Below are 17,908 nucleotides of genomic sequence, written 5' to 3'. Positions count from 1 at the left end.
TTATACACCCTTACTTAACTTGTGTAAATGCCCATTTATGCAATTTAAATATTATGTTAAATCAACTATAAAATAGAATCTTGGGAAATTAGACTCTATTAATTAAAAAGATTTTTCTAGGTAGAAGGGGATGTTTTACTTCCGAAATTTAACAAGTAAAAGATAAAATTAAACACTGCATTTTACTTTTTAGATTCATCTGATGGCTCGACGGCAAAATGGCGCGGGCAATCCCTATATTGATTCCCGCCACAATGCTCTTTGCCACTACAACGAAATCCACTTACCTCAAAATTGAAGAGCCGTTATTATATATAACATAGGCAGGTGGGGACATATTAAAATTTGGTATGAACTTACAGTGTACAATTTTCCTTAGAGTTAATCGGGCTATAAAATAATGAGCAGCTTCATGCAAAGGTATCCCAATCAAAAACAATATTTTTGAAAATTTGGTATTACTTTGCTTTAGTATTCTCGCAATAAAATATTGAAAATAATAATAGTTATTAGTAAGAGCATATTAATTTTCGAATCGAAAGATTAGTCCGATACTAACCAGTATCGGACTTAAGTAACTAATTTACAAGGATTACTTAAAGCTGCCAACTTTACTTGATAAGAAAATAAAGGCAATTATAAATTCACCAACCACTACAGCGAACAGCCATTTTATATTTTCTGTATCAAATTTCATGAAGTCCAAAAGAAATATAATTACTCCAATTAAAAACCAAATTAAGAACTGAGTTTTCATAATTCCCTCTCTAATTCATGAGCATCTTTGGCTTGAGCGATCATTTCAAGAGCGTCATTAATTTCGGTTAAAGTTTCTTTATCTATTAACGCTATTCGATCTAAATCTATTTTTTCCGGGTTGGATATCCAAGAGACATCATACTTAGCAAGCAATAATGATTGAGCAGACTTTAAGTTTTTCTCTGCTTCAGCAAAGCCTTTTGACAAATTTATGTCCATCTTAAATCCTTAGCTGAGCATGTTTCTTAAACACATCACCTGTTTTTGGGTTTATAAACAGGCCATTCATTTCAGCTAAAGATTCTAAAGTGACATCTGGATTATTTTTTAGAATAGCGTTTCTTATATCTTCATTATTTAAAAATACATCTGCTGGAATGGTAAGTTGGTTTAAATCCATTGGCGCTATGCTTGGTGTTCTCCCTAATTCAGAAATGATATCCATTGCCGACTTCAGCTCCGAGAAAATAGCAAAACCAATATCATTCATTTCTTGTTTACTGGTCCCAGCCCCATTTTTAATTAGCTCTGGATAAGGCATTAAAAATACATTTAAAGCCTTTTGAATTTTATTTCCAATATCTTTCAATGACATATGTAAAATACCAAGTTCGAATAACTACATATAATTTACAGCTTGTTTCTAATTAAAAGGCGGGAAAAAAGAGTAATTTTGAAATTTAATCTATTTTTTAAAATGTTTCTGGTTGAAGTGTTTTTAAACCAAGTCCAATTTTAAAAATTGGACTTGGTGGAAGGTATTATGGTGCAACTGATTCGGTTTTAGTACACTCCTCCCCTTCTAGGCTCCAACCTGCAGGGCAAGTATTAGTGCTTGGAACTTCTTCAGTTTTACTACACAGATCCACTGATAGAATATAATTTTCGGGGCAAGAGTAAATCACAGCGGTAGATTTAGAGCTAACGCAGCTAGTGCCATTTAATGTGCCACCATCTGGACATGAGTAAACCAAACTCGCACTCTCTCTCTTATTACATTTCGACCCTGACAAACTATATTGTGATGGACAAGAGTAAGTCACAGCAGTAGATGTAGAGCTAACGCAGCTAGTGCCATTTAATGTGCCACCAGCTGGACATGAGTAAACCAAACTCGCACTCTCTCTCTTATTACATTTCGACCCTGACAAACTGTATTGTGATAGGCAAGAGTAAGTGATACTGGTAGTTTGTACTTTTTCGCAGCTAACACCGCCATCTGTATATCCACTTGGGCAATATTTATCCGCAGCATAAGATGTATTTGACATACATCGCCATACCCCAGAACCTAAATCAACGGTTCCAGCTGGACATGAATATGATGCAGGCACTGTCTGTCCATTCTTTTTTTGGCAAGTTGGATAGACTGAAGGAATTAAGGTTTCACCAGAACCGCAGACATACTTCCCCCCTTCATATTTGGTTAAAGCACATTGGGAACCTGAGTTATTCGTTAGTGTACAATTAGTTGAATTTGGATCAAATGAACTTCCATTAGGGCAATAACTAGTTGGCCCAGCCTCTTCATAACTAGGCTTGCATGACATGTAGATAAAATCCGTTTGCTCTACTTTCCTACACTGGTTACCTGAAACATTATAACCAGATGGACAACTCTTAGATGCATCAATTTGAATATCTTTATAACAGCTGCTTCCAGAGCGCGTATATCCAGCGGGGCAAGATGAGCTTGCTGCTGAGCTAGATGAACCTAGACATAAACCATTTGAGTATGTTGTACCAGATGGGCAATTCTTAGTAGCATCAATTTGAGTGTCTTTATAACAGTTGCTTCCAGAGCGCGTATATCCAGCGGGACAAGATGAGCTAGCAGGCGAGCTCGATGAACCCATACATACACCATTTGAATACGTTGTACCTGCAGGGCAGTTCTTAGTGGCGTCTACTGTATATGTTTTAGAACAACCTCCCGAATTGAGACTGTACAAATAACCTGATGGACATACTTTAATTGCTGGTTGAGTCGTGGTTCTGTAACACATTCCGCCAGATAAAATGTAGCCTTCAGGACATGTTGCCCCTTTGACACTTAGAGTGATGGTATAATTTGCAGCTCCTGATGATCCAACTACCCCTGGGTAAATTGGAATGTCTAGACCACCAGCTGAGTTAACAGCCTTATCAAATTGAACAGTTTGCCCTTTTGTTACAGTAATTCCATTTACAACAACAGAGCTTGGTGCGTCACTATGTAACTTAAATGTGATCTGCTGTTCACCAAAAGCCTTATTTCCGTCCAAGGTGTACAATGTTGGTACCTTTATTATTGTAAACGGCTCATCAGCTTTACTACTTAGTAAGCTTTTAGAGGACAGGGTGTTTACAGGTTCAACATTTACTGTGGTTTCAGCTTTAGTGCTGAAAGATATATATACCAAGGCTAGTAGTAATAGTTTACGAAATAGCATTTTAGAACCCAAAGTAAGTTGTTATTCTAAATAGAATTCCTTTTTGAATTTGGTCCAAATTTGAAAATCTATTAAGTTGAGCTTATTAATTTACTTGAAATGGATTTTAGAAATGCCTGAAAAAAAACTATTTTTGACAGATAATTTAGGGAAAGTGGAGTTAGTTTTTACGGCTGAAGGTTTGGTTTTCCGATTCTCGAACCAAAATAGTGGCTCTGCTAGGTGACAAAACTCCGACATGACATACTACCATTAGCAGTCTAAGTATTAACTACAACTCCATTGCGTGCTTGAAATAAAAACAGATTTGAAAAAAGACTGATGATTAATACTAATAACAGCTTAAATCTTTACTCAGTTTTTCCAGTTAAGAAATGAACCCAACCTTTCCATTCACTTTTGTAATGAAGATTTGGATTTGATGGTATATTAGCAGGCCTACCACCCTCTTTACTCAACTCCCTAAACTGCGTCATCGTCTCAACACCCAATGTCCGAGCAATTCGACAAGCTTCATGAAACTCAACGAATCGCCCACAACCAGGTGAGTTTTTAGGAGCTAAAACTTCTGACCATTTACAGCCATATACATTAGGTGGGCGCTTAGGCATAGACTCTGGAAATTCATCACCTTCACTGGCCTCAAGCCATTCTTTAATTGAGGATAACTTTTTCTCTCGAGCATATCTTGCTGCTTCTGTAATTGATACGTATTTATCTTGGGACATTTGTTTAAAGTGTCTTACACAGAATTTTTTTAATTCTACGATCAATTTTTAAAATTTTAAACATTATGAATTTCTAAATTACTAACAACTTTAGCTATACTAAGTATTTAGACTTGTAATGGTGCTATTCAACTGGCATAGCTCATCACTATTCACAAAACAAGCAACACTTCTTTCAAGTATGAGAAGCTGAGTAGACATGCATTAACTGATAATTATTAGCATCTTTCCAACTAATTTTGCCATTTCTATTATATCCACTAACGCAGTTCATCATCACGAATTTTAATGCGGCAGTATGAAAGCCATACTCTAACAATTCTCATTTGAGATGAAAGTATGTTGACATCTACAATTATACACTCAACCAACCACCTAACTTAGACATTACAATTTAATTAGAAGTTAAAAAACTTGAAGCTATAAAAATAATGCCCGAAAAAAGCCAAACTCCACAGTATTTCACCCAGCAATTACTATTAAGATAAGTGACATTAGGATTGTTAGAGTCAATTAAAATTGTACAATCAATCCCATTTTTAAACTGGGCTATAAGCTGCTGATCAAAAGCAACAAAAACACTATAAAAATTACCTTTGAATTTATAGCTGACTAACATCCTCTTGTAGTGCAAAAGCTCTAAATTGCGCACGTTATTATCAATTACATTGTTAATGTTTACAATTTTACAAACTCGCCAATGTTGCTTATCATAACGAATCCTGAGCCATCTTATAAATGTTAGTAAGCTCAACATAACGAAACAAAGCCCTAATAATAAAAGTAATAAGCTACTCATTTTTTTAATGACTTATAAATATAATGGGCAGTTATAAGATCACTTAACGCTGTGCCAACAGACTTAAATACTGTTATATCGGATTCACATTTTCTCTCATAGTTATTTTTTTTAGCTAGATCCGCAAGCTCGCCGGATATATTAGCTTCATCAAAAACTCCCTCAGAAATAGGAATCAACAATTCACCAGCTTCAGCAAGAACATTCTCCTTGCTATCTACATATACCTTACTTTGTGCGATAGTAACACTGTCACATTCGCGCGAGTCGCAGCGATGATTACCAATCAAATCAACATGTGTACCAGGCTTTAACCAACCACCTTTAAATAATGGCGTTGGTGAACCTGTTGCGCAGCTGATCACATCGGCACTTTTAATAACTTTTTCACAACTTTGTCCGATAACAAACTCAATATCAGTAAATGCACGCTGTAAGCTATTGTGTAAAACAGCAACTTTATCTTGATTACGCCCAATTAACGTTACACATTTAAAATCGCGCACACTCAAGTGTGCTCGAACCATATACTCAGCTAAATTGCCGCTGCCAAAAAACACTAAATGCTGGCTATCTTTTCGCGATAAATAGTAGCTTGCCAAAGCAGATACTACAGCTGTGCGCCAAAGTGTTACACGTGTACCATCAACTAGAGCAAGAGGTTCACCATGAGCACGAGAGAACAGCATTATTTTTGAATAAAGTGACGCATACTCACTATCAGTATTACTTGGAAAGTAGGTAAATGCCTTTACTCCAATAACCTGTTCATTCCATGCTGGTAATACGGCAAATGCGTCATGGTTTGTGTCTGTTTTATCTAACTCATACACATGACGCTTGGGCATAGTAAACTGCTGAGCAAATCCTTTTTGTAAAGCAATGCGAAGCGAGTCAAAATCTAGGACAGCATCAATTTGCGTTTGATCTATTACTTTCATCCTACCCCTCCAATTCGAACAGCTTAGGGGCGTGGGTTAATACTTCATAACCATTTTGAGTTATTAAAATATCGTCTTCTATTCGCACACCACCAAAATTCGGAATGTAAATACCAGGTTCAATCGTGATCACATTACCTGCCTCTAATACATGGCGGCAATTTTTATTAATAAAGGGCAACTCATGTAAAAACAAGCCAACTCCATGGCCCAACCCTTGCCCTGCCCATTTACCAAAACCAGAGTCATCGAGTACTTGCTGTGAGATGTTTTGTAAGTCTAGACAGTCAACACCTGCTTTGAGTAGGTTGATCGCTGCTTGCTGAGCATTACTTACGCTTTGATAGATTGCTGATTGTTTCTTTGAAGCTTTACCAAGTACATAACTGCGAGTCATATCAGAGCGGTAACCATTGACCACTGCGCCAAAATCAAGAGTAATAAAATCACCTTTAGATAGAGTACGTTCACTCGGGCTGCCATGAGGCAGTGCACAACGCTCTCCAAACATTAAAATAGTGGCAAACGACATTCCTTCAGAGCCTAGTTTTTGCATTCTGAATTCAAGTTCCAGCGCTAGGTCTCGCTCTGTTACACCTTCTTTAAAATAGGGTAATGTTTGTCTAAGCGCTTCGTCAGCAATGGCCGCAGCCGCTTTTATTTGCTCGACTTCCCAATCATTTTTAACCATGCGTAAACGTTCAACCATACCGGTAACTTGTGTAACTGTATGACTAGTTAACTCACTTGCCACTTGCTGCCAAAGTGCAACATCAATAAAAGCGGCATCAAAACCTAATTGACTATTAGTCGTTAAAAAACGATTTATGCACTGACCTAATGTTTCACTATCACGATCACGGCTGACAACCTCAAAGCCAATAGACTCTTCTTGAGCTCGGCCAAAATAGCGATAATCGGTTATTAGTACACTTTCCTCCGCAGTTATTAACGCGTAAGCAGCATTACCGCTAAAGCCACTTAAGTAACGAATATTTTCATGGCCTAATACGAGTAGTGCTGTTAACCCATTTTTTTTTAATGCCTGCTTTAGTAATTGTTGGCGAGAGGTAAATTGATTTTTCATCGAAATATAAATCCTTGCTTTAGGGGATCATTTGGATCAATTAAAAAAGTATGTTTGCCAGTGACAAAGGCTTCACCGCTCACTCTAGGTATTACTGCATGGGTATCAGCTAACATGCGTTGCGCTTTTAGCTCAACTGAAAATATAGAGCCTAAAATACTCTCTATTTTTATTTGCTGTCCTAATTTAAGCCTGCCTTTTGCAAACTCTAATGCAGCTCTGGCACTCACGCCGGTACCAGTAGGGCTGCGATCTAATTCGCCCTCAGCAAAAATGCAGACATGACGACTAAATACAGAATGACTTTTTTGTGAATTTGAATAGAAAATCACCCCATATAAAAAGCTTAATGCATCATCGGTCGGGTGTTTTGGTTGGTAGTGGCTATTAACATGCTGCTTAATGATTTTTCCTAAGCTAATAATTTGTTCATGATCGTTGGGCGCCAAACTTACATCCAAAGTATCAGCATCTACAAAAGCATAATAAGCGCCGCCATAAGCAATATCGCAATTGACGGTACCAAACAGAGGTATCTCTATTGGCATATCAAGTTTTTCTGCATAACTTGCAACATTATCAAAACAAACACTTATTAGTTGGTTATTTCGAAGAGTAATATACGCCTTGATAAGCCCTGCAGGTGTATCTATACGTAACTCATTAACGCCTTCAATAAAGTTGCAAATGCTGCTATCTTTAGCTGCTGTGGCAAGCGCAATGATAGCGTGACCACACATTGTGCTATAGCCTTCATTATGTAAAAACAGTACGCCAAAATGGCTATCTTTACGTTCAGGTTTTGTGATCAACGCGCCGTACATATCAGCATGACCTCGGGGTTCGAACATCAGTGCTTTACGTAGGTGATCGAATCTTGTTAGGCAATCAGCTCGCTTTTCAATCATGGTTTGCCCTTGTAGTTCAGCAAACCCATCAATGATTATGCGTAAAGGTTCACCGCCGGTATGCATATCAAGAGTATCCACTTGCAGCCAACCATCTTTAGGCTGTTGCCAATGAGAATATAAACTGTTCGTCATAGTTAACCTTAAAATTTATACGAAAAATGCCAAGCAGTTTCCTGCTCAGCATTAAGGCTGTATGGCTCAAATGAGCATGTGCTTAAACATCAAAACAACACACTAAATTACCCTAAGATAAATAGCTTAGTCCGCTGTTTTCAAACAGCTGTTTCACTAGGGAGTTAAAACTCTATACGTGCAACTAAAGACACATAACGCGCGCCTTGACGCCCTGTCACGAGTCCATAGTCTGGATTCAGTTCTAAGCCATTATCACCGTACTGCGCACGCTCTTCATTGATTGACATAGCACTATCACCATCAAATAAGTTATAGACGGTGCCTTTTAAAGTCATATCGGTACCAAAAAAGTCCGTGTTATAAGTCAATGACATATCGACATTCGTTAACCAAGGTAGGTTTCCTTTGCTACCACGAGGAGCTGGATTACCATTTTCATCGTAATGTGATGCTTGATCATAGTATTGGCTAATACACGCATCCCAAGGATTCCCCTCTGCACAGCTATCTACGCCCGCTGGATGAACTGAAAAGTAACTTTTAGGACGGCCTGATGTAGTACGGGCAACAAGACCAATGGTCAGAGCTTCTGTGATGTTGTATGCACCACTGAATTTAAATGCATGGCGGTGGTCGTTAGGTAAGTTACCGTAGCCGTGATCCATCAAATCGCCATAGTCATAAGAGGTTGTCCAGCCTGGATCAGCTTGGTCGTTATCCGTTTTCACAAGCCCTTCGGTGTTACCATAACTATGTGACCAGGTATATGAGGTATTAATACGTAAATCATCCGTCACATTGCCGTCTAAGGTAAACTCAAGTGCTAAGTACTTTCGCTTCGCCTCTGGTAAAGCAAGTTCATCAGCACTTAAATTAACCTCATCAATCTGCCCATCACCGTCAAAATCATATGACATTTGAATAGCTTCACCTGGGTTATTAAGCACATAATAAGAGCCTTGACCCACGTTATCGGTAATGCCCATTTCTGCCAGCTTTTTAGCTAATACCGGTCCGACATCAGTGTCTTCAACACTGCGCCCAAGATCACGATAAATAGCGCGTACACCTGCTGACATAGTATCGAACACTTCTTGCTGATAGCCGATAGTAAATTCATCACTGTACATTGGTTTTAATGTAGATGAAGCAATCAACCCTGGTTCAGTAATACCACGCTGGCGCCAACGCCTATCTCGCAGCATATCTCCTCTGCTTGGCGAGCCATCAGCCATTAAACTTGGTGCACCGTTTGCGTCTAGTTCATCTAACTCAAAGTACTCAAACCATTCAATCGAAGCAGATCCTTGGGTGATATTCATGTTCGCAGATACGGGTTGGAAATAACGCCCATATGTAGCAAAGATCTTAGCACTGCCATCACCCGACACATCATAAATAGCTTGCAAACGCGGTGCTATTTGATTGTCAATATCAACGAAGGCACGACCATCTGATACCGTGTTTTCAAACTGGCTATAGCGTAGCCCCATGTTAAGCACTAAACTATCGGTTGCTTGCCATGAATCATTAATATAAAAAGCGAGTGAAGTTGTATCTGAATCGACTTCTCGACTTCGAACTCGTCTTTCTATAAAGTCACTCCCCAAAGGTGCACCTGATATATCATTTTCACCGGCAGTTTTAACTGTCCACCATCCCTCAGCATCACCAATACCGTTTTGACCTTCAAAGTAATCAACTTTTACATTAGTGTAATCAATACCAAACTGGATTGAATGCATATCTAGATCCCAATTGAAATCAATCCTTGCTTGGTCGCGCGTAAACTCTTGTTCAGTCACAGACGAGTTTGTATGTTGACTCAAAGTGACAAAGCCATCACGTTCATCCCAAACTCCAGGATTTGGAGATGCGACTACATTTTCAACGTTTTCAGTCACTCGGCCAACAACTGCTGAAACAGAAAAAGTATCAGTTAGGTAGCCATTATAATTTAAGCTATATACTTTACCGCCATCTTCCCCTGGTGCATCCACACCTTGTTGCTCACCAATCACATTCTCTTGCCAGCTGTAAGCAAAGGTTTTATCGGTCCAAGTGCGCTTATTGTTCATTGCTGAAAAACCCACTGAGTGATCTTCATTTATAAACCAATCTACTTTTGTAAACCAGCGGTCTTCATCGCGCTCAAAATCAGAATAAGTTGTTTGTCCTGCGCCAGTTGACTCTTCACGGCGCGGTGCAAACAAACCATAAAAAAACAAGGTATCTTCGATGATTGCACCACTAGCCCATAACTGAAGCTCTTTAAAATCGTAACTACTTTGCTTCGTATTAGTGCTAATAGTCCCATTTTCTTGATAAATAGAGTCGTGCTGGCTACGTAAACTATCAGGATCCCAGCGTACTTCTGCACCGAAGTTAAAGTCATTATCACCAGACTTAGACACCGCATTAACAATACCGCCAAGTGCTCCACCAAATTCAGGACTAACACCACCCGTTTTCACTTGCGTTTGTGAAATAGCTTCCCATGGCAAGCGAATTGAGCCTAAACCTGTACGGATACTGGTTACGTTTAAGCCATTAAAGTAATAACCATTTTCAGCTGCTGATGAACCACCAAAGCTTGAAGCACCATTAAAACTTGCGCCACCCGGTGCAGCTGTACCTGGAGCTAATAACGCAATACTTTCAAAACCAGTGTTTACTGGCATAGCTTTTAATTCAGCATCACTGAATGTTAGACCTGAAGTAGACGAAGCCATATCTACACGGCGAATAGCGGATCCAGTAACAGCAATTCGCTCAATATCACTACCGGCTTTATATAATTGTGCATCGAGAATAATTGATTGACCAATCGTCACTGCAACATTTTCTTCAACTAACGGCTCAAACCCTTCTTTACTTATAGTGACATCATATGTACCAACTGGCACATTGCGCAGTAAATAGTCACCATCATTATTACTAGTAATGGTATACACTAAGCCTTTACTTTTATGTTTTAAAGTTATTGTAGCCCCGGTTAAATCGTTGCCAGCTTGTGCCACTACATGACCTTTAACAATGCTACTACCATCAACTGCTTTTGCTGTAGGAGTCATTATTAATGCAGCTGTTACCGCCGTTGCTAACAGCGATTTAATGCCTATTCCCCGAGTTTGCTTTTTATTATTTGTAAACATGTGAATGTTCCCTTGTTCCTGTTGGTTTTATTGCCTATTTAACTTAGACGACAAAAAATATACACCTATTACATATTGTATACAATATTAAATATACACATAATTCATATTCATCTTTAAGCAACTGATCTTATTAGTGAAAAATTCTTATGAACTTTCGACCCAACAGAAAGGATCTATTTATGGTGCTAATTGGAATAATAAAAAGGGAGGGAAGGCATCACTTCTGTATTATTGCTGCTGAAAAGCAAAAGCAATGCCTAAAATTATAAATTAGAGTTTAATAGCCTGTACTAGTTGCTAGGTATATTTTTTAATTACTTTTTTCACCTTCTAATTTTATTAGTAATTTTTTTATATCGTTTTTAGCTTTAACAATATGATTTTTTAGAAATTCACAGGCATTTTGACAGTCTTTTTTTCTGCATAACTCAAGTAAAGTACGGTGCTCTTCAGGAGCTTTTGTTAAACCACCTGCCAATAAAATATGCATACGTACATAGCGCTCAGAGTTTTTACTATACATATCAACCAACTCTCGGGTTTGTGGTCGCGCAGCTCGGCTGTATAATTTAGCATGAAACTGGCTGTTTAAATCGCCAGTGGCAAGGTGGGTATCGCCGGCATCCATGGCACTTTCAAGCTCAGTTAAAATAAGCTCGGCATCAATTAAGTCTTGATCAGTTAAGCTTTGTATTGAATGTTTTAATAGCTCGGCTTCAAGAAGTGCTCTGAGGTCAAAAATTTCGTCAATTTGCGACGCCGAAAGCTGTGTGGCAGTGGCTCCTTTATGAGCTTCAAAGTTAACCAGCCCTTCGGCTTCTAGTTGTAGCAAAGCTTCACGCACCGGAATTCGACTCACGTTTAGCTCTGTGGCTAATGCAGCTTGGCGTAGCGGATCACCCGCTTTGATTTCACCTGAAAGAATTTTTTCACGAATAGCTTCTGTAACAAGCTGAGTTCGAGTTTTATGTTCTATGGCCATAGTAATTTCTATAAATTGCATTTAGTATGCATTATACCTATGAAAACACGCATGCCAAGTTAGAATCCTTCATAATAAAGAGGTAGCGGGAAATGCAATTTGCACTCCCGCTACAATTAACTAAGACTGATAGCAAATTGGTCGCAAAAATCTCAACATTGCATTTAACCCAACGGAAGTGCTACGTACATCTGTGGAGCTTGGAAATGGTCCACCATGGTTCATTGAGCCACATACTTCTACGCCGGTTGGCATTTGATTGTGTATTAAACGCCCTACTTTGTATTTCAGCTCTTCTATAACGTGTTCAGCTTTAGCTAAATCATCAGCGCTGTCATGCACACTTGCCGTAAGCTGCCCTTCAAGCGCTGCTACTAGTAAACTTAACTGCTCTATGCTTTCATAGCGAACCAATAAAGCCGCTGGGCCAAATACTTCTTCACGTAATGCAGGGGTTGCTAAATAGGTATCAACATTACAGGCAAATACATGGGCGTTACCATGAAAGTCTTCTGTAAGTGCGCCTTTTGCAATAAGCTCTACGTTTTCAAGCTCACTGCGCTGGCTAACTTGCTTTTTAAAGGTCTTCACAATACCTGGGGTTAATAAAGTATCTGAGGCGGCTGCACTAATGCAGTTGGCTACCTCGGCTTCTAATTCATCACAGCCCGTTGGTACCAGCCATAAGCCAGGACTGGTACAAAATTGGCCATTACCCATTAGCATTGATTGGCATAGCGCTTCAGCCATAGCTTTACCTTCATTTTGAGCTTTTTTTGGTAAAACTATTTGTGGGTTTATACTGCCGAGCTCGCCATAAAACGGAATAGGCTCTGAACGCTTGGCAATTGTTTCTTGTAGTAAACGTGCGACATTAAATGACCCCGTAAAACCAACAGCTTTAATAGCTGGCGCCGCGACTAATTGATGCGAAATATCGTAAACATCACTTTGCAGCATTGAAAATACACCTAGCGGCATATCACATTCTTTAATCGCAGCAAGCGCTGCACGGGCCATTAGCTCCCCAGTGCCTGGATGCGCAGTATGATTTTTAACAACCACTGGGCAGCCTGCTGCAAGTGCGGCGGCGGTATCCCCCCCGAGTGTTGAAAATGCATACGGAAAATTAGACGCACCAAATACAGCTACAGGCCCAAGAGGTAAGTAATTAAGCTCTGTACGAGGTTTAGGTAGTGGCGAGCGATTACTATCAGCTTCATCAAGCAGCTTTAAACCTAGTGGTGAGTCTGGGTTTTCACGCAGTGCACAGGCAAATGCTTTTAACTGATTAACCGTGCGCATTCGCTCACCTTGTAAGCGTGCCATAGGTAAATTGGTTTCTTGCGCTGTTTGCGTTAGTAAATCATCGCCAAGTGCTAAAATTTGCTCTGCAATACACTCTAAAAAATCTGCACGCTGACTAAAACTCGTTTTTCTGTACTCGATAAAAGCATTATCAGCAGCATCAACTGCCGTATTTAACTGAGTACTCGTTACATTAAAGTAGCGTGTCGATAATGGTTGATTTTTAGCCGGTGAAAAGGCTTGAAATTCACCTTGCTCAGCGCGACCTTGCCATTGTCCGGCAATTAGGCTTTGTCCTGTTAATGTCATGCTTTTCTCCTCGTTAAATTACTTGAAACCCATAGGCATATGGGTCGTCGTCATCTACTGTAATGGTGCTCGTTCCGGTTACCCGAGACCAGCCGCGAATGCTAGGTAAAATAGCAGTTTGACCTGCCACTTCAGACACCTGCTCTATACAGCCAATAAACTGGCTGCCAATATAACTTTCATGAATAAATGCATCGCCTTGCTGCAATAAGCCTTTACTAAACAACTGAGCCATGCGGGCGCTAGTGCCTGTTCCGCATGGTGAGCGGTCAATGGCTTTATCTCCATAAAAAACCGCATTAGCCGCATCTGAGTTGGAATTTTTGGGTGAGCCAGTCCATAACACATGGCTAGCACCTTGAACGGTAGAGTCGAGCGGATGGATACATTGTATTTTGGTATTAATAGCATCACGCACTAATGGGCTGTATTTGAGTAATTGCCCTGCACTAAAATGTTCAATACCTTTAAAGTTGCCCTGTGGTTCAACAATAATATAAAAGTTACCACCAAAGGCGATATCAACCTTTAATTCGCCCAACTCTGGAATATTGATACATATAGACTGATGCGCTAAATAAGCAGGCACATTGTAAATTTTAACCCACTGCACTTTACCACCAGTCATTTCATAATTGACCTGAACTCGTCCTGCTGGCGTATCCAGTTTTAAAGTACCGGGGGTTTTAGCATGTAGCAAACCATGCTCTAAGGCGAAGGTAACAATACCCATTGTACCGTGACCACACATAGGTAAGCAGCCGGAAGTTTCTACAAATAAAATGGCTGCATCACCATCTTCGCTAGTAGGTGGGTATAAAAAACCGCCCGACATCATATCGTGACCTCTGGGCTCAAACATGAGCGCTTGACGGATCCAGTCATGGTTAGCTAAAAAGTCCTGGCGCTTTTCGCTCATGGTATTTCCCTGTAACAGAGGGTGGCCACTTGTTATAAGCCGCACAGGGTTACCGCAAGTATGGCCATCTATACAAAAAAATGTTCCTTTGCGCATCACTTAATCCAATTTAGGTTTATTTACATCAACACAATACGCTTTCGCAGTATCGTTAAGCGTTGATGAAGAAGTTTTTTCATTTACAACCAGTAGTTTAAAATCTGCTATAGCTTTTACTATAGCGCTGCCAACTAGTTGCCATGTAGAGTTAACTAACTCATCACTATTAAACTGAGCGGCTATTGCTGGGTTTACACCATGCCAATTGGTTTTCATTTGCCTATTCCGAACTGAATTTATGCTTGATATGATAAGTATATTGTATACAATAATCAATATCCTATTTTAATATTAAATTTATAGGTACACACCCTTAAAAGATTACAAATAACTAATTACACATAACTAATTGAAATTTATAACTAAAAATGAGTTAGAAAGAGCTTGTAGAGCTTTTTCTTACTACTTGTCAGTAAATACAATATCGATTTATTTTTTAAAAAACGTATAGCGTTTTACTTTTATCATCAGGGGAAGGTAATTTTGACCAATACAAGAACTCAAAGAGTCGCCGTGATCGGTGCCGGTGTAATTGGTATTTGCACAGCTTTACAGTTACAACAAGCTGGCTTTGCAGTGACGCTATACGATGAAAATGGCCTAGCGCAAGGCTGTTCAAAAGGTAATGCTGGGCACTTTGCCACCGAACAGGTATTTCCTCTAGCGCAGGTAGCATTATTAAAAAAATTACCTGCTATGCTTTTTAACCCATTAGGACCATTGCGCATTGATTGGCGCTATGCAATAAAAGCTCTCCCTTGGTTTTGGCAGTTTATTAAAAATATGCCTACTGCCAGATTTATTGCACATACACACGCTCTCAAAGCCTTAAATGAACATGCAATTCATGCTTATGAAAGATTATTAGCAAACTATCAACTGGGCCACCTGCTTACTAAACAAGGGAGTTTACTTACCTTTGAAAAAACCCCATTGGTTGATGTGCAGCGCACCTTGGCTATGTATCAAGCGCAAGGAATTAAAGTAAAGCTACTTGATACAAAGCAAGTACATGCTCTAGAGCCCAGTTTATCCGACAAAATAAAACACGCTTTATTATTTGAAGACGTTGCTCATAGTATTGAACCACATTTATTTTGTATCCAATTAGCGCAAAAGTTCAGTTTATTAAAAGGGCAATTTCGTCAACAGAAAGTAGTTGCTATCACGCCTAAAAGTGAAGGTTTTATGGTGAGTGATGAACAAGATAGTCTCAATTTCGATAAAGTCGTGATCGCAGCGGGTGCTTGGAGTGCCTCTCTCATCGAGCCGCTTGGATACACAGCACCTTTAGATACCGAGCGTGGTTACCACTGTATGGTTAATATTAACCATGGCCTAACACGGCCCGTAGCTTCCGCTGAACGGAGTCTTATCATGACCCCGATGAGTCAAGGGTTAAGAGTGGCAGGCACAGTGGAGTTTGCGGGTATAAATAGAAAGGCTAATAATAAACGTGCATTAGCTTTACTGCCCCATGCACAAGCGTTATTAGCTAGCCAGCCTCTTAGTGCCAAGACTACATGGATGGGCTGTAGGCCATCATTGCCTGACTCATTACCTATAATAGGCCAAGCCCCCAATCACAATAACCTGTACTTTGCCTTTGGTCATCAGCATTTAGGGTTGACACAAGGAGCCATAACTTCCGAGTTAATTACAGATTTGTGTCTCAATAAAGCCCCCTCCATAAATTTAGAGCCATATTCTATAAACCGGTTTATGCGCTAATTCTTTAAAAATTATAATTAAACAAATACATAGGAGAACCTAATGATGACCAAAGGTATTGGTACTCAAACGAAAGAACAAGCACTTGCTAGTCTTTCCAATATGACTCGCGATTTAATTCCCATTCAAGCTGATGAGCATCTAGCCCGTATTGCCCGTGCTCAAGAGTATATGCAAGCCAATAATATTGATGCAATTTACTTAAATGCAGGGACTAACCTTACTTACTTTACGGGTATGCGCTGGTACGCAAGTGAGCGCATGGTCGGTGCTATTTTACCCGCGAAGGGCGAAGTACAATATATAGCCCCTGATTTTGAAATTGGCTCTCTCAATGGCTTTAAAGTTATAGAAGGCCCAATTCGCGGCTGGCTTGAACACGAAAGTCCTTATGCATTATTTGTCAAAGTGCTCACCGAAATGGGCATTGCTGAGAACGGCACTGTAGGGATTGACGAAAGCGCGCAGTTTTTCATTTTCGATGGCATAAATAAAGCGCAAACAGGCTTAAACCTCGTTAATGCACAGCCTGTTACAGCTCATTGCCGCATGCATAAGTCAGCCAATGAACTAATGCTAATACAGCGTGCGATGGATATGACCTTAAAAGTTCATCAGGCCACAGCCAGCATGCTATATGAGGGTATAAGCACAACTGAGGTAGAAGAATTTATTAAACAAGCGCACAAAAAAGTTGGCGCGCCTGGTAACTACTTTTGCATCGTTTTGTTTGGCCTCGCGACATCATTTCCTCATGGTGTCAAAGAGCCACAAATTCTTAAAAAAGGAGATATGGTTTTAATTGATACTGGCTGTAAAGTACACGACTACTTATCAGATATAACTCGCACTTACGTATTTGGTGAAGCTACAGACCGCCAACGCCAATTTTGGAATTATGAAAAAGCCGCACAAATGGCCGCTTTTGATGCAGCTCAAACAGGTCAAAGTTGTGAGAGTGTCGACAACGCTGCCCGCTCTTACTTAGCAGAGCAAGGCCTTGGCCCTGAGTATCAAACACCTGGCTGCCCACACCGTACCGGTCATGGTATAGGCTTAGACATCCATGAATGGCCTTACCTAGTCGGCGGCGATAAAACACCTCTAGCCGCAGGTATGTGCTTTAGTAATGAGCCAATGCTAGTTGTACCTGGTGAATTTGGTGTGCGTTTAGAGGATCACTTTTATATTACTGAAAATGGTCCAAAGTGGTTCACTGAACCCGCTCATAGCCTCGAAAACCCATTTGGGTTATAAGATAAATATACTCATTGCTGCACGGCGAATACTTACCGTGCAGCTAATTAGTACTTGAACATTAGGCTTGCGCAATCTCACCCTTTCAAGGGCGAGTCAAGCAAGAGGTAACTAGTCTTTTTTCTGACTTAAAGCGCGTGAAGTTTTTACGGCTCTTTCACTTGGCGGTGTGTTTTGATTTTCAATGTACTGCTTAATTACATCCAAACTCGCGCCGCCGCATGACACGACACAATAACTAGGCGACCAAAAGTGATTTCCCCAAAGCATCGTCTTAATCCGATTCCAATACTCACGCCTTAGTATATATGACGACTTCCCTTTTAATTTGCCAACCAAATTCGATACAGCAA

The 17,908-nt window shown here is 39.9% G+C and carries 15 protein-coding genes; 2 read left to right on the top strand and 13 right to left on the bottom strand.

The features are described 5' to 3' along the window. Positions 1–753: 753 nt before the first annotated feature. The 12 genes from LPA49_RS20710 to LPA49_RS20655 all read right to left on the bottom strand — a co-directional run bounded on the left by LPA49_RS20710 (position 754) and on the right by LPA49_RS20655 (position 14,783). Positions 754–978: a hypothetical protein gene (locus LPA49_RS20710; RefSeq protein ID WP_036973860.1), complete on the bottom strand. Its 225-nt coding sequence runs from the start codon at positions 976–978 to the stop codon at positions 754–756. Between the two features lies 1 nt (position 979). Further along, complete coding sequence (locus LPA49_RS20705) at positions 980–1,354, bottom strand: hypothetical protein (RefSeq protein WP_036973859.1); 375 nt, start codon at positions 1,352–1,354, stop codon at positions 980–982. A 166-nt stretch (positions 1,355–1,520) separates the two neighbouring features. Next, positions 1,521–3,032 carry a hypothetical protein gene (locus LPA49_RS20700; protein ID WP_230237704.1) on the bottom strand — a complete coding sequence of 504 codons (1,512 nt, stop codon included), beginning with the start codon at positions 3,030–3,032 and terminating at the stop codon, positions 1,521–1,523. Positions 3,033–3,541: 509 nt separating this feature from the next. Next, positions 3,542–3,964: a hypothetical protein gene (locus LPA49_RS20695; protein ID WP_138602603.1), complete on the bottom strand. Its 423-nt coding sequence runs from the start codon at positions 3,962–3,964 to the stop codon at positions 3,542–3,544. 750 nt (positions 3,965–4,714) lie between these two features. Beyond that, complete coding sequence (locus LPA49_RS20690) at positions 4,715–5,659, bottom strand: ornithine cyclodeaminase family protein (RefSeq protein WP_010557838.1); 945 nt, start codon at positions 5,657–5,659, stop codon at positions 4,715–4,717. A 1-nt stretch (position 5,660) separates the two neighbouring features. Further along, complete coding sequence (locus LPA49_RS20685; protein ID WP_036973855.1) at positions 5,661–6,746, bottom strand: Xaa-Pro peptidase family protein; 1,086 nt, start codon at positions 6,744–6,746, stop codon at positions 5,661–5,663. Next, positions 6,743–7,789, bottom strand: a complete 1,047-nt coding sequence (locus LPA49_RS20680; protein ID WP_230237703.1) for a proline racemase family protein — start codon at positions 7,787–7,789, stop codon at positions 6,743–6,745. The genes LPA49_RS20685 and LPA49_RS20680 overlap by 4 nt, the downstream gene beginning before the upstream one ends. A 164-nt stretch (positions 7,790–7,953) precedes the next feature. Further along, a complete protein-coding gene (locus LPA49_RS20675; protein WP_230237702.1) occupies positions 7,954–10,947 on the bottom strand; it encodes a TonB-dependent receptor in 2,994 nt (997 codons plus the stop codon). 313 nt (positions 10,948–11,260) lie between these two features. Further along, on the bottom strand, positions 11,261–11,932 hold the full coding sequence (locus LPA49_RS20670) for a GntR family transcriptional regulator (protein ID WP_138602782.1): 672 nt from the start codon (positions 11,930–11,932) through the stop codon (positions 11,261–11,263). 120 nt (positions 11,933–12,052) lie between these two features. Beyond that, positions 12,053–13,549: an aldehyde dehydrogenase (NADP(+)) gene (locus tag LPA49_RS20665; RefSeq protein WP_230237701.1), complete on the bottom strand. Its 1,497-nt coding sequence runs from the start codon at positions 13,547–13,549 to the stop codon at positions 12,053–12,055. A gap of 13 nt (positions 13,550–13,562) precedes the next feature. Then, positions 13,563–14,564: a 4-hydroxyproline epimerase gene (locus LPA49_RS20660; RefSeq protein WP_010557844.1), complete on the bottom strand. Its 1,002-nt coding sequence runs from the start codon at positions 14,562–14,564 to the stop codon at positions 13,563–13,565. Between the two features lie 3 nt (positions 14,565–14,567). Then, complete coding sequence (locus LPA49_RS20655; RefSeq protein ID WP_036973850.1) at positions 14,568–14,783, bottom strand: hypothetical protein; 216 nt, start codon at positions 14,781–14,783, stop codon at positions 14,568–14,570. A gap of 267 nt (positions 14,784–15,050) precedes the next feature. Between LPA49_RS20655 and LPA49_RS20650 the strand changes: the two genes are divergently transcribed. After that, on the top strand, positions 15,051–16,298 hold the full coding sequence (locus LPA49_RS20650) for an FAD-binding oxidoreductase (RefSeq protein WP_036973849.1): 1,248 nt from the start codon (positions 15,051–15,053) through the stop codon (positions 16,296–16,298). Between the two features lie 42 nt (positions 16,299–16,340). Further along, positions 16,341–17,555, top strand: coding sequence for a Xaa-Pro peptidase family protein (locus tag LPA49_RS20645; RefSeq protein ID WP_036973848.1), 1,215 nt, complete (start codon positions 16,341–16,343; stop codon positions 17,553–17,555). 111 nt (positions 17,556–17,666) lie between these two features. On the opposite strand, the gene tnpA is transcribed toward LPA49_RS20645, so the two are convergent. Continuing rightward, on the bottom strand, positions 17,667–17,908 hold a 242-nt coding region (gene tnpA / locus LPA49_RS20640; protein ID WP_230237491.1), incomplete at its 5' end, for an IS200/IS605 family transposase.

Origin of the sequence: Pseudoalteromonas sp. MB41, assembly GCF_020966275.1 — a bacterium.
Taxonomy (GTDB): domain Bacteria; phylum Pseudomonadota; class Gammaproteobacteria; order Enterobacterales; family Alteromonadaceae; genus Pseudoalteromonas; species Pseudoalteromonas lipolytica.
This window is presented reverse-complemented; position numbering and strand designations above follow the sequence as displayed.